A 14,137-nucleotide genomic window follows, 5' to 3' on the forward strand; every position below is an offset into this window, starting at 1 on the left:
CATTTGTTGAATTGATTGCTACCTCTTCAATATTTGGAGTATTTCTATTTTATATACTTAAACCACTAAACAATATATTTCTAAAAAAGAAAATGAAAAGGGGGACTGCAGCATCTTTAACAATAATAATATTTTTCTTTATAGCAGCAGGGATTGTAAAATATTTTGCTGATTATTTTATAGAACAATTTATGAGTGTTAAATCTATATTTATAGATATAATTGAGTCTAGGGGGGGGATTGAAAATATACAGAGTATAGTTAAAGAGAGCATTTTTAATATAAATTATTATGAGAAATTCTTAGGGGATATTCAAAATTATATATCTATGTTTACTACTAGCATTAGAAAGGTTTTTGATAAAGGTATCCAATTGTTTTCTGATATTTTCTTAGTGTTTTTGATAGTTTTTTACTTACTTAAGGATGAGGAGAAAATAAAGGAGTCATTAGAAAAATTATTTCCTAGGAAATATAGGGATAGGGCATATAAAGTAATAGAAGAAGGGGATGAAGTTCTATCAGCTTATATAATTGGGCAAGCAAAAGTTGCTTTATCATTATCAATTATGATGTTCGTTGGATATAAAATAATAGGTATGGTTAATCCAATTATTTTAGCATTAGTAACATTTGTATTAGCTTTTATACCTTTTATTGGATTTTTCATATCATTAATACTACCTTACATAATAGCCATAGCTTTAGGCTGGAATATGATTTTGAAACTATCTATATTAGTTTTAATTGCGCAAGTATTAAAGGGAAGAATAATTGTTCCTTTAATAATGGGAAAGACAATGAAAATACATCCTATTACTGATATTTTTCTAGTTGTTGGAGCAGCCACTTTAATTGGGCCCATAGGAGCCTTTGTTGTAGTACCATTTTATTCATTGGCAAAGGTCTTTTATAAGCATTTTAGTAAGGAACTAGATGAAAAGATAAAAGAATTTAGAGAATAGAAAAATTTAAGTGTATTAATGTAGAAAAAATACTCAACTATATGTAATGAACTCAGGAAAGGAAGTTATATTAGTTATATCAGGAGTTATGGCATAAAAAAGGGCAAAGACGGTAATGATTAAAAAAGAAGGTTTATCTTCTTTTTTAATACCACATATGAAATGGACCATATGGATTTCTAACATCATATATATTGCCAATATCATATGTTGAAGAAAGACTAAAAAGCATGGAAAAAGCAACTAACATTACTATTCCTCCAAATATTGAAGAGGTAGCAATCAATTCAACAAATGCAATTATTGGTAATAAAAATGATGAAATCTTAAATAATAATAATAGAATATTCTTAAATAATTTCATGAAATCACCTCACTTCTAATATAGGATGGAATGAACTATGTATGGAAACTTTAAGTGATAAGTTATCTTCACTAGTATAAATAATCCAATCACTAAAACCATATTGGGCTAAATAATTTTGAACATAATATTCAAGATCTGATTGACCTTTAAAATTTTCCTTTTCTAATGAATTTATTAACTTATTAAAAAATTCTTCGCTTTCTTGACTCTCATAAGCAGTGTATTTGTTTTTTTTCATAAACTTTAAATTTGTAAGGGAGAAACGTCCTATTTCAAAATGATTATCTGAGCCTAATTTAAAATTTACTCCAATATCAGTTGCTATTTTATCTGTATTATTTGATTCAGCAGAAAAGTTACTATCAATACCAGAGCCATTTTTACTAATAGATATAACTTTGGTAGTTGTAATTGTATCTGTAACTACTCTTGTATTATAATTAAATGCTTTATTACAGTAAAAAATTATGATTAAAGATACTATTATAATAAAACTAGGTAATATGAATTCTTTTAGTTTCAATTTTGGTTTATTTTCTTTCATATTATATCGTCTCCTTTTTGCATATAAAGCCTTAATAATACAATTATATCATATATTCTTATGATATGTAGAAAATGTAATTAGATATAATTATTGTATATTAATATTATATATTTATCGTAAAGATGATTGTAAGACTTAATATTTATTCTTAAATTAGTACCATTTTATTCATTGGTAAAGGTCTTTTATAAGCATTTTAGTAAGGAACTAGATGAAAAGATAAAAGAATTTAGAGAATAGAAAAATTTAAGTGTATTAATGTAGAAAAAATACTTAAAACTACTTATAATTAAACAAAGAAACAAATTCGGGGGATTAGTAGAAATGAATAATAGAAAACGAGTAAAAGAATCTAAAAGGATAGTAGTAAAGGTAGGAACCTCCACTTTAACTTATGATAATGGAAGAATTAATTTGACTAGAATAGAAAAGTTAACTAGGATTTTATCAGATGTAGTGAACTCAGGAAAAGAAGTTATATTAGTTACATCAGGAGCTATTGGGGTTGGGGTATCTAAGTTAAAGCTTAAGGAAAAGCCGAAGACGGTAAGGGAGAAGCAAGCTGTTGCAGCAGTTGGACAGTGTGAGCTTATGCATATATATAGTAAATTTTTTGGCGAGTATAGCCATACGGTAGGACAAGTTTTATTAACTAGAGATGTTGTAGAAGATGATCATATAAGAGAAAATGTATGTAATACCTTTGAAACATTAATTGAAAATAGCATAATACCTATTGTAAATGAAAATGACACTGTTTCTATTGATGAGATAGAGAATATAGTTAAATTTGGTGATAATGATAATTTGTCAGCAATAGTTTCTAAACTTGTAAAAGCTGATCTTTTAATAATTTTATCTGATATAGATGGATTCTATAATTCTGATCCAAGAAAGAATCCAGATTCAATGCTTATAAGAGAAATTGAAGAAATAACAGATGAACTAGAAGAGTGTTGTGGTGGTGCAGGAAGTAACTTAGGTACTGGTGGTATGATTACTAAGTTAACAGCGGCAAGAACTGCAACTGAGTCTGGTGTTGATATGATTTTAGCTAATGGGGAAGATCCAAGGATAATTTTAGAAATATTAGAAGGCAAAGAAATAGGAACTTTATTTGTAAGTCGATAAGAAAATAATGAAAAATTATAAATAATATAAAGTAGGATATAGGAGGGATTAATTATGCGTACTATTGAGAGTTTAGGAAAAAATGCAAAAGAAGCATCTTATGACTTAGGTATTGCATCTACTACAGAGAAAAATAATGCCTTAGAGCTTATGGCACAGGCTCTATTAAATAATAAAGAAGAAATAATTAATGAGAATAAAAAGGATTTAGATGTAGCAGTTCAAAAAGGAACTTCTAAGGCTATGCTGGATAGGCTTGCTTTAAATAAAGAAAGAATAGAAGGCATGGCAAAGGGACTTAGAGATTTAATAGCTTTAGATGATCCAGTAGGTGAAGTTATTGAAATGTGGAAGAGACCTAATGGTCTTCAAATAGGAAAACAAAGAGTTGCAATGGGGGTTATTGGGATAATATATGAAGCTAGACCAAACGTAACTTGCGATGCAGCCGGACTTTGTTTAAAGACAGGAAATGCAGTTATATTAAGAGGTGGAAGTGAAGCTATAAATTCTAATAAGGCAATAGTTAATATACTAACTGAAGCAGTTAAAGAAGCTGGACTTCCAGAAAACTCAATTCAATTAGTTGAAGATACCAGCAGAGAAACAGCAACTAAAATGATGAAATTAAATGAATATATAGATGTTCTAATTCCAAGAGGAGGAGCAGGATTAATACAAGCGGTAGTTAAGAATGCAACAGTTCCAATTATAGAAACAGGAGTAGGTAACTGTCATATATATGTAGATGAAAACTGTGATTTTGAGATGGCTAAAAATATAATTGTAAATGCAAAGGTATCTAGACCATCAGTATGTAATGCAGCAGAAAAAATGCTTATTAATGAAAATATTGCAGATAAATTTTTACCACTTATAGTAAAGGCTTTAAGAGAACATGATGTTGAAATTATAGGTGATGATAAGGTTCAATCAATAATTAATGATGTAACAGCTGCAACTGAAGAAGATTGGAGCAAGGAGTATTTAGACTATATTATAGGAGCTAAGATAGTAAAAAACCTTGATGATGCCATAACTCATATTAATAAGTATGGATCAGGACATTCAGAAGCAATAGTAACTGAAAGCTATAAGAACTCTCAAAAATTCTTAAATAAAGTTAATGCAGCAGCAGTATATGTAAATGCATCTACTAGATTTACAGATGGTGCAGAGTTTGGATTTGGAGCAGAAATAGGTATAAGTACTCAAAAGTTACATGCTAGAGGCCCAATGGGATTAAAAGAACTTACGACTATTAAATATATTATTTATGGAAATGGACAGATAAGATAGAGTGTTGTAGCACAGCGTGTGATGCGCATAATGTAAAATTAAGAATGAATAATGAAATATTAATAAAAAAACTCCCTTAGGAGTTTTTTTATTAATATTTATATATTTTTAAAGGAGCTATCTTGAATATAGCTCCTTTGATTTTAATATTTTATTTTTATGCCCTATTCTTTAACTTGGATGATGATAATCCTAAAAGTATTAATGAAATCACTAATAGTAAGCCTATAGTAGCTACTTCACTACTTAAATTTGAACCATAAAGTATATTACTATTTGATGAATTTATCCAAGTAGTTGGAACTATTTTAGATATATTCTTTAATATATCAGGCATAATATCTCTTGGCCAGAAGCATCCTCCAAGCATTGCAAAAGGTAGTATTATAAGAGTACTTATTGTTCCTGAAATTCTTAAATCCTTTGAATGAGTAGTTATAAATACTCCAAGAGAAATTGTAAACACTCCAAAGATTAAGAACATTGTATATAAGCTTAATGGGGAATCTCCTAAATTAAACTTAAATACATAATTAAATGCAAGGAAGTACAATGTAATTTGAATAAATGTAATTACTAAAAATGCAAGTAAGCTTTGGAATATATAATTAAATCTACTTAAAGGTGTAGTAAATAGTCTAGTAAATACATTCTTTTCTCTATCTTTTAATAAAATATTAGTTGCAGCAGTTGCAGAGAACAGTAAATTAAGCACTATAAAGCCCATTGCAGAATCAGTTTTTGATTTATTACCTTCTCCCTTATCCACACTTGTATATGATAATTTATAAGAACCATCTTCATAATATTTTAAGGCACTATAAAATTTATCTTTATCTCCATTAGAATTTTTAGCAAAGGTCTTTAATACATCTAAGTAGCTATTTAATGATGTACTAAGAGCAGTAGAAGTGTTACCTTCTTTGGCTTCAAAAGTTCTTATAGTAGGATTTTCTCCGTTAATAAGAGATTCAGTATATCCTTCTGGAATAATAAGAGCAAAATCTATATTATTATTTATCAAATCTTCTTGGATCTTATCTTCTCCATCAGTGTTAATTTCAGCCTTATCTTCAATAGTTGAAATTATTTTTTCAGTAACCTCTGTCTTGTCATTATCTATAACAGTTACTTTTAAAGGAGCTGTACCATTAGATCCTGAAAAAGCAATTAACATAAAGATTAGAGGAAGTACAACTAAGAATAGAAGATTCATTTTTCCTCTAAATAGTCTTTTTAATGTTGCTTTAAATATTGTCATGCTATTTCTCTCCTTCCTATTATATTTGCACCTACGAATAGTAGAGCAGAAATAATCCAAAGTCCAATAATAGAAAGAATTATATCGTTATTAGCTCCTCCATAGATACTCTTAAACATAGCATCAGAAGCCAAGTAATTTGGTGTAAGTTTTGATATAGTGCCAAGTACTCCATTAAAGTTTACTTTTACAAAGCCTCCACTTAAGAAAGTAAATATAGGAACTATTACATTCAACAGTGCAAGTCCAATAAGCCCTTTCTTAGTAGCCATTACAGCAAATATACCAAGCATTGTTGATAAGACTGATAATGAAAAAGCAGTCAGTAGTATTATAGGCAAGCTACTACCAAAGTTAACACCAAAGGCTAAGTTCGAAACTAGTAATAATATAAGTACCTGTACCATTATAGTAATAATTACTCCAATAGCTTCACCTATAAATATTTCACCAAGCTTTAAAGGTGTAGATCTAAATCTATATCCAATTGTGCCATAGTATGATTTATCTATAGCGAAATTAGCGTAAATTGATCCATACATTATTATCATAACAAGCATAGTTATTGAATAATAATCAGTTGCAGAAGGCTTTTTACCTGAAACAGTTATTGATTCTTCTTGTAAGTTAGTATTCTTATCAATAGTATAGTTTTTTGATTGTATTTTAGATAATGCTTCTATAGCATTTGCAGAAGAAGCATAAGAATCAACAATTCCCTTTACTATTGAAACTCCTAATTGATTATATTCAGAGCCTATTAATTCTAGTTTATTGACTGATGATTCGTCGTATATTACTAAGGCATCATATTTTCTGTTTTCAATGAGTTTTTTACCTTCATTAATATCAGAAGTTTTCTCAACATTTATAATATCTTTAAGTCCATCTAAATTAATGAAATTATCGAAGGCACTAGCACCTTGACTTGAAGAGTTATTTACATAAAGTAAGTTAACCTTATCTACTGTTCTTGCAGTAAAATCTTCATTGTTTTTAAGTGCATTACCTAGGATTAATATTAAAAATATTGGAATTAATATCATTGTAATAAGGCTTTGAACATCTCTTAGAGATTGGAGGAGTCTGTATTTTACTATAGTTAATATCTTCATAAAGTAATCCCCCTAATCCCTAAGTTTTCTTCCAGTTAATTTAAGGAATACTTCTTCTAATGAAGCTTCTGTTCCATCTTCATGTTTAACTAAAGCCTTTAATTCTTCGTTACTTCCTCTAGCGATTATATTTCCATGATCAATTATACAAATATCAGAACAAATAGCGTCTACTTCCTCCATATAGTGAGATGTATAGATAATAGTTGATCCCTGAGCATTAAGCTTTTGTATAGTTTCTAAAATATTATTTCTTGATTGAGGGTCTATACCAACAGTTGGTTCATCAAGGATTATTAGTTTAGGTTTATGAACTATAGCACAAGCTATATTTAATCTTCTCTTCATACCACCAGAAAATTTAGGTGGAAAATCTTTCTTTCTATCTAATAAGCCTACGAAGTCAAGTGTTTCATTAACAGCTTCTTTTAGCTTCTTTCCTCTTAATCCATATAATTCTCCAAAGAATTTAACATTTTCTTCAGCGGTTAAATCATCTATTAAAGCTAAATCTTGAGGAACTACTCCTAAGTTTTTCTTTATAAATATAGGATCTTCTTTAATATTCTTATCAAATATTTTTACATCGCCTGAATATTTAGAGTAAAGACCACTTAATATGCTTATAGTAGTAGTTTTACCAGCACCATTAGGTCCAAGGAAGCCGAATATTTCGCCTTCTTCAATATCTAGCTCTTTTATATCCACAGCTTTAAAATCTTTATAACTCTTTTCTAAGTTTTTGATTGATATAATCATAATTTCACTCCTTTTATGAACTTTGTTTATCTAAACGTCAAACTTTACGAACGCTGTTCATTTAACTTTATATTTATCATAATACTATGTATAAATTGGTACAATATCTAAAAAGGCTTAAAATAGGGGAAATAGAATTATTTGATTGATATATCTTCTATATAGTCTTTCTTTCTTAAAGAATAGATATGCATCAAATAATAACATACATTAATTTAGAAAAATGAATACAGTAATAAAAAATTAATTGTTTTGTATAATGATTGTAATAATATAACAAGGTAAGTTAATGGAAAATATCACGTTATAATATTATAATTGTAATATATGAAAATTTGTGATAACAAAGGAGATTAAAATGGAAGAAAAATATGAATTTAGAAGTAAATATTTTGATGAACTTAACATAAATGAATTTTATGAAATTGCTAAAGCTAGGTATGAAGTCTTTGCTTGTGAACAAGAAATAACTTGTGAAAATGATTTTGATGATAGAGATAGAGAATGTATTCATCTATTTATAGTAGATAAAGATACTAAAAATGAAAATATAGCTGGATATTGCAGACTATTACCAGCCGGGCTTGCTTATGATGAGGCTTCTATTGGAAGAGTTCTAATTCAAAAGGAATATAGGAATAAGGGGCTAGCTAAAGAAATGATGATAAGAGCGATAGAGGATATAAAAAAGGAATTTAATACAGAAAAAATAACTTTATCAGCTCAAAGTTATATTAAAAATTTGTATAAATCTGTAGGATTTATAGAGGTTTCAGGGGAGTATGACGAAGCGGGAATACCTCACATAAAAATGAAATACGGAATATAATGGTTTAGGAGAGTTTTTATGAGGAAAAATAAATTTAAGAAATGGGGAAAGAGAACTATGGGTATATTTATATCTTTATTTATAGCAAGTTTAATTATTGTTATCTTAGCCATTTCAAGTGTTAATAGTTATAAAAAGTATATTTATAATATAGAAGATATACCTAAAGGCAATGATGCAATAATAGTATTAGGGGCAGGAGTTAGGAGTGATGGAACACCATCTGATATACTGTCTGATAGGCTTGAAACTTCAATAGAGGTATATAACGAAGGAGCAGCAAGTGCATTAATATTAAGTGGTGATCATGGTAGAGAAGAATATAATGAAGTTGGTGCTATGAAGGATTACGTACTTAGTAATAATATAGATGAGAGTACTGTCTTCATGGATCATGCTGGTTTTAGTACCTACGATACTATGTATAGAGCAAAGGAAATTTTTAAGGTTAAGAGTGCAGTAATAGTAACTAATGAGTATCATCTACCTAGAGCCTTGTATATAGCAAGAAAGTTAGGGATAGAGGCCTATGGTGTAAAATCAGATAAAAGAGGGTATCAATTAATGGATAGCTATAAGAAAAGAGAAGTTCTAGCTAAGTTAAAGGACTTTGCTTATGTAAATATTATAAAGCCAGAACCAAAATTCTTAGGCGAGTCAATTCCTGTAAGCACTTCTGATGGAAGGTTAACAGAAGACGATAGAAATTAGATTTTTTAATAAAGCTTTCAAAATGTAAGTTATCGGACAATGTTATGTTCAAGTCTATTAATTTATATTATTGAAAGCTTTTTTGCAAATTTTAGAAGGCAAAGAAGATTTATTGAAAACACAGATATTCCTCCTGTGAATAAAGTGTTAATATTCGTATTTGTTTTAAATATATAGAAAGAAGCTAAAGAATAACCATAAAAATAATTGTATAAATGGATAAAAATAATAATTATACGAAAATATTGAAAAATAGCATTGCTTTAGTACGAATGAAATGATAACATATGAATATAATATTCGATTTTGTTAAGAGGAGTAATTTTTATGGAAAAGTTCTTTAATCTAAAGGAAAATGGTACAGATGTTAAAACTGAATTAATGGCAGGTTTAACTACATTTCTAACAATGGCATATATTTTATTCGTAAATCCATCTATTTTATCAGCAGCTGGAATGGATAAAAATTCAGTGTTTGTAGCTACAATTATTGCAGCCGTAATAGGAACTTTAGTTATGGGACTAGTAGCTAATGTACCTTTTGCTCAAGCACCTGGTATGGGGTTAAATGCGTTTTTTACATTTACAGTAGTGTTAGGTCTTGGTTTTACTTGGCAACAAGCTTTAGCCATGGTATTTATTTGCGGAATTATTAATATAATTATTACAACTACTAAAATAAGAAAAATGATAATACAAGCAATTCCTCATTCACTTCAATATGCAATTTCAGGTGGTATAGGACTATTTATTGCATTTATAGGGATTAAACAAGCTCACTTTATAACTTTTACAGGTGAAGCTGCTGATAAAGTTGCTTCAGCAGGTGACTCAAGCGTATTTAACAGTGTAAATTTAGCAATGACTAATTTTAAGGATCCAGTAGCACTATTAGCTTTAATAGGTCTTGTAATAACAATTGTATTAATGCTTCTTAAATTTAAGGGAGCGATTTTATTAGGTATTCTTTCAACTACAGTTATAGGAATTTTTATGGGAGTAACACAAGTACCAGACCTTTCACAAATTGATTTTGGTATTCCAAGTATGGCACCAACATTTATGAAATTAGATTTTGCAGGGTTATTTAGTGATCCATCTAAGATATTCTTAGTATTTACTACAATATTCGCATTTTCTTTATCAGACACTTTTGATACTATTGGTACTTTCCTTGGAACAGGTAGAAAAGCAGGTATATTTGATGATAAAGATGAAAAGTTATTTGAAGAAGGAAATAATTTCTCTTCAAAATTAGAAAGAGCTTTATTTGCAGATGCTACTGCAACTTCAATTGGCGCACTTTTTGGTACAAGTAATACTACTACTTATGTTGAAAGTGCAGCAGGTATTGGACAAGGTGGAAGAACTGGATTAACTTCAGTAACAGTTGCAGTATTATTCTTACTTTCATTATTTATTTCACCAATTATGGGGATGGTACCAGCTGCAGCAACAGCTCCAGCTTTAATAGTTGTTGGTATTTTAATGATGGAATCATTCAAGAATATTGATTGGGGTACATTCGAAGTAGCTATGCCAGTATTCTTTATAGTAACATTTATGCCTTTCACAGGAAGTATTTCAAATGGTGTAGCTGCAGGATTTGTTACTTATTGTATAGCTAAAGTAGTTAAAAAAGAAGGTAAGGAAGTGCATCCAATAATGTATATAGTTAGTGCATTATTCTTATTAAACTTTATAATTAGCGCACTTTAAGTATAGTAGATAATATATAAATATTTTGGGGATAAAAAATAATTGAATTTAACTGGTGAAATATCATATTGATTAGAATGATATTTCACCAGTTTTTTAATTATATAAAATGGATTTGTAATTATAAGATTATAATGAAATAATAATATTTATATTCTGAACACAATATGCTATATTAAAATTCAAAGCTAATTTTAATTTTTATGGAGGATGTTTATGGGGAAGCCGTATGGTAGGAGCGTTGCATTAATTACAGGAGCGACTACTGGTATAGGATATGAGCTAGCTAAGCTATATGCTAAAGATAAAATTAATTTAATATTAGTTGCAAGGGATGATGAAAAGCTAAGGGAAGTGAAGGAAGAGTTAAGCTTTTATGATATCATGGTTTATACTATCGCTTTAGATTTAGCTGAGGATAACTCTTGTGAAAAAGTATTAGATTTTGTGAATAAAAATAATTTGTCTGTGGATATTTTAATTAATAATGCAGGAATGGGTTCCTTTGGATACTTAAGTGAAATAGATATGGAAAAGGAGCTTAAATTAATAGATGTTAATATTAGAGCTTTAACTGAAATAACAAAAGTATTCTTACCTATTATGATAGGTCATGGGGAAGGAGCTATAATGAATGTGGCTTCAACTGCAGCTTTTTGTGCTGGACCAAAGATGGCTACATATTACGCATCTAAAGCTTACGTGCTTAATTTTACTGAAGCTTTATATGAAGAATTAAGAGATACTGAAATTAAAGTTAGTTGCCTATGTCCAGGACCAGTAAAAACTAGTTTTCAAGAAAAGTCAGGGATACGAAAAAGTGAAGCAGCTAAAAAAGCCTTAATGACAGCTAAGGAAGTTGCAAAAGTAGCTTATAAAGACTTTAATAAGGGAAAACTAATAATAGTCCCAGGGTTTAAAAATAAAGTAATAATATTATTAAATAAATTTATACCTAGGAGTTTATCTAGAAAGATTATTTTAATGATGAACAAAGGATAGGGGAAATTATATGAATAAAAAAATAGAAGAAGTTTTAGATATATATGAGACCTTAATAGAAAATGGAGTTACTTTTTATTATGGAAGTGAAACAATACCAATAGGCGAAGTGACAAGCTTTAATATATTGGGGGATGAAATGCTAGAAATAGAGCTAGATGGATTTAATACTTATGAAGTTAGCACAGATGATTTTATAGAGTATCACTCTAAAGAAGGAGCTAATTATCATACATGGCCTGATATAAGAAAGTTTGATAAAAAACTTTGTGAAATGAAGAGTGAAGAATGAAGAATTAAGGAAGGGATTCAGCTTAGAGCTGAATCCCTTTAATTTTTAATATAATTCACGCCAGTGAATTATATTAATAACTCTTAACTTTTAACTCTTACTTTTTAATTTCTAAATATTACTTCTTCCTTAGAGAACATAAATTTAGCAAACATAATTGAAGCAACTATATAAACTAAATGCCATCCAATTACTAGAGCTATGTGCTTAACATCAAATATTCCAACTGTGAATTCTTTCATTAAACAAATTGCATTAGTTATAGGAATATTAAAGAAAGCTGGATTTATTCCTTTTGCATCCATCATATATGGTAAGAAGGATAAAATCATAGTAGGCATTGTTATTGCAGCTAAGTATGAATTTGCTTCCTTAGTTGATCTAGCATAAATACTTACTGAAATTTGTAATGCTGATAAAGTAACTAAAACTAAGCATCCAACTATTAACATACCTAATATTGTTGCAGGCTCTAAGTTGAAGTTAATACTTTCTTCACCAAAGCTCATAAATTTCTGCATTGAAAATACCATAGCAGCTAAGTTGGCGATTAAGGCTAAAAATGATACTGTACAAAGGGCTGTGATTTTACCCCAAAGTAATGAGGATCTCTTAGCTGAAGTTGAAAGAAGAGGTTCGAAAGTAAATCTTTCTTTTTCACCAGCTCCAAGATCAGCAGCCATACCAACAGTAGAAGAAACCATAAGTATTACTATTAATGTTGGTATCATAGTAAGAAGCATTGATGCAACACCATTTATATTATCATTATCTGTATTTATTCCTGACTTAACATTTACATCAAAAGGTTTAAGGATAGATGGATCTACTCCATTAGCAGTTAACCTTTCTTCAATAATAGTGTTCTTATAATTGTCATAAATATCGCTTACGAAGCTACTAGCTATCATGGATTTATTTGACTCTTCGTCAATTAAAAGATCAATAGTATCATTTTTACCAGCAGCTATATTTTCATCAAAGTTTTCTGGAATATTAATTATAAGTTGAATATCTCCACTCTTTAAGGCTTCTGTAGGTGATTCTACATCAGGGGTTTTAACATTTTCTAAAGCAGTAATAGTTTTAGCCATTAAGGAGTCAGTATCCCCTTCTATATATATGTTTATTTCCTTTTGTACGTCAGTTTGAGCTTGTTCCATTGAAGAAGACATAAACTTAAACATAAGAGGATAAATAAGTATTGGAAGTATCAATGTAAATACTAGAGTTTTTCTATCTCTTACAATATCTAATAATTCCTTTTTTAAGACAGTTATAAAGTTACTCATTTGAATTACCTCCTATTAACTTTAAGAATGTTTCTTCTAAGTCATTATCTCCATACTTTTCTTTTAAATGACTTAAAGTACAATTTTCTATAAGTTTTCCTTTGTGAATTATTACAGTTCTATCACAAAGTTTTTCTACTTCTTTCATAGAGTGGCTAGAAAATAGAATAATCTTATTTTCTTCTTTACATTTTAATATAAAGTCTTGAATAGTTCTTGCAGCACTAACATCAAGCCCTGTTGTAGGTTCATCAAATAGCATAACTGATGGATTATGAACTATAGATCTAGCTATAGATATTTTTTGCTTCATACCTCTAGAGTATTTTCCTACAGGTTTATCAATATAGTCTACCATTTCAAAGTTTTTTGCTAATGCATCAATTCTTTCATTTGCTTCTTTATTGTTCATACCATAAAGATTAGCGAAATATCTAATGTTTTCTCTGCCACTTAATCTATCGTATAAACCAACATCTCCTCCGAAAAGAATACCAATTTCTTTTCTAACTTTTTCTGGATCTGATTTTACATCAATGTCATTTACTTTGATTTCTCCTTCAGATATTTCAAGCATAGTAGAAATCATTCTAAGAGTAGTAGTTTTACCAGCTCCGTTCTCCCCTAGTAGTCCAACAATCTCACCTTTATCTACAGTAAAAGATAGATTATCTACTACTTTTGTTTTTTTAAAGCTTTTACAAAGATTATTCAACTTTAGCATAAAAGCGTCCCCCTTAAACATTTAATAGTATAATAAAACTTAATAAGAGTTATTATATACAACATTATAACGATAAATAATTATACATGCAATATAATTATAAAGTAATTTCCATATATTGAGT

Annotated in this window: 15 protein-coding genes; 8 read left to right on the forward strand and 7 right to left on the reverse strand. The window is 29.0% G+C overall.

Translation table 11 applies throughout. The features are described from left to right. The coding region (locus E6248_RS06175) for an AI-2E family transporter (RefSeq protein ID WP_316339941.1) at nucleotides 1-965 on the forward strand (965 nt) is incomplete at its 5' end. Nucleotides 966-1,110: 145 nt separating this feature from the next. Here E6248_RS06175 and E6248_RS06180 read toward each other — a convergent pair. Both E6248_RS06180 and E6248_RS06185 read right to left on the reverse strand, forming a co-directional pair. Further along, complete coding sequence (locus tag E6248_RS06180; protein ID WP_316339942.1) at nucleotides 1,111-1,329, reverse strand: hypothetical protein; 219 nt, start codon at nucleotides 1,327-1,329, stop codon at nucleotides 1,111-1,113. Nucleotides 1,330-1,333: 4 nt separating this feature from the next. Then, complete coding sequence (locus tag E6248_RS06185; RefSeq protein ID WP_316339943.1) at nucleotides 1,334-1,876, reverse strand: hypothetical protein; 543 nt, start codon at nucleotides 1,874-1,876, stop codon at nucleotides 1,334-1,336. Between the two features lie 327 nt (nucleotides 1,877-2,203). Here E6248_RS06185 and proB point away from each other — a divergent pair, with 327 nt between their 5' ends. Next, complete coding sequence (proB, locus tag E6248_RS06190; RefSeq protein WP_316339944.1) at nucleotides 2,204-3,010, forward strand: glutamate 5-kinase; 807 nt, start codon at nucleotides 2,204-2,206, stop codon at nucleotides 3,008-3,010. A gap of 54 nt (nucleotides 3,011-3,064) precedes the next feature. After that, a complete protein-coding gene (locus E6248_RS06195) occupies nucleotides 3,065-4,309 on the forward strand; it encodes a glutamate-5-semialdehyde dehydrogenase (RefSeq protein ID WP_316339945.1) in 1,245 nt (414 codons plus the stop codon). Between the two features lie 157 nt (nucleotides 4,310-4,466). Here the strand turns inward: E6248_RS06195 and E6248_RS06200 are convergent, their stop codons facing one another. The 3 genes from E6248_RS06200 to E6248_RS06210 are packed head-to-tail and all read right to left on the reverse strand — an operon-like array spanning nucleotide 4,467 to nucleotide 7,444. Beyond that, nucleotides 4,467-5,570: an ABC transporter permease gene (locus E6248_RS06200; protein ID WP_316339946.1), complete on the reverse strand. Its 1,104-nt coding sequence runs from the start codon at nucleotides 5,568-5,570 to the stop codon at nucleotides 4,467-4,469. Then, nucleotides 5,567-6,685 carry an ABC transporter permease gene (locus tag E6248_RS06205; protein WP_316339947.1) on the reverse strand — a complete coding sequence of 373 codons (1,119 nt, stop codon included), beginning with the start codon at nucleotides 6,683-6,685 and terminating at the stop codon, nucleotides 5,567-5,569. The genes E6248_RS06200 and E6248_RS06205 overlap by 4 nt, the downstream gene beginning before the upstream one ends. Before the next feature lie 12 nt (nucleotides 6,686-6,697). Next, entirely contained in the window at nucleotides 6,698-7,444 is a 747-nt protein-coding gene (locus E6248_RS06210; protein ID WP_396335135.1) for an ABC transporter ATP-binding protein, read from the reverse strand. A gap of 358 nt (nucleotides 7,445-7,802) precedes the next feature. Between E6248_RS06210 and E6248_RS06215 the strand changes: the two genes are divergently transcribed. The 5 genes from E6248_RS06215 to E6248_RS06235 all read left to right on the forward strand — a co-directional run bounded on the left by E6248_RS06215 (nucleotide 7,803) and on the right by E6248_RS06235 (nucleotide 11,997). Beyond that, nucleotides 7,803-8,273, forward strand: a complete 471-nt coding sequence (locus tag E6248_RS06215) for a GNAT family N-acetyltransferase (RefSeq protein ID WP_316339948.1) — start codon at nucleotides 7,803-7,805, stop codon at nucleotides 8,271-8,273. A gap of 18 nt (nucleotides 8,274-8,291) precedes the next feature. Beyond that, nucleotides 8,292-8,984: an ElyC/SanA/YdcF family protein gene (locus E6248_RS06220; RefSeq protein ID WP_316339949.1), complete on the forward strand. Its 693-nt coding sequence runs from the start codon at nucleotides 8,292-8,294 to the stop codon at nucleotides 8,982-8,984. 327 nt (nucleotides 8,985-9,311) lie between these two features. Further along, a complete protein-coding gene (locus tag E6248_RS06225; protein ID WP_316339950.1) occupies nucleotides 9,312-10,703 on the forward strand; it encodes an NCS2 family permease in 1,392 nt (463 codons plus the stop codon). Nucleotides 10,704-10,919: 216 nt separating this feature from the next. Beyond that, a complete protein-coding gene (locus E6248_RS06230) occupies nucleotides 10,920-11,705 on the forward strand; it encodes an SDR family oxidoreductase (protein ID WP_316339951.1) in 786 nt (261 codons plus the stop codon). A 10-nt stretch (nucleotides 11,706-11,715) separates the two neighbouring features. Then, the gene (locus tag E6248_RS06235) at nucleotides 11,716-11,997 is read left to right on the forward strand and encodes a hypothetical protein (protein WP_316339952.1); all 282 of its coding nucleotides are present in this window, start codon (nucleotides 11,716-11,718) and stop codon (nucleotides 11,995-11,997) included. A gap of 104 nt (nucleotides 11,998-12,101) precedes the next feature. On the opposite strand, the gene E6248_RS06240 is transcribed toward E6248_RS06235, so the two are convergent. Continuing rightward, nucleotides 12,102-13,289, reverse strand: coding sequence for an ABC transporter permease (locus tag E6248_RS06240; protein WP_316339953.1), 1,188 nt, complete (start codon nucleotides 13,287-13,289; stop codon nucleotides 12,102-12,104). Continuing rightward, nucleotides 13,282-14,013: an ATP-binding cassette domain-containing protein gene (locus E6248_RS06245; protein WP_316339954.1), complete on the reverse strand. Its 732-nt coding sequence runs from the start codon at nucleotides 14,011-14,013 to the stop codon at nucleotides 13,282-13,284. Before E6248_RS06245 ends, E6248_RS06240 begins: the two co-directional genes overlap by 8 nt. Nucleotides 14,014-14,137: the final 124 nt, after the last annotated feature.

The sequence above is a fragment of the Clostridium sp. genome (assembly GCF_032552055.1).
Lineage (GTDB): Bacteria > Bacillota > Clostridia > Clostridiales > Clostridiaceae > Clostridium.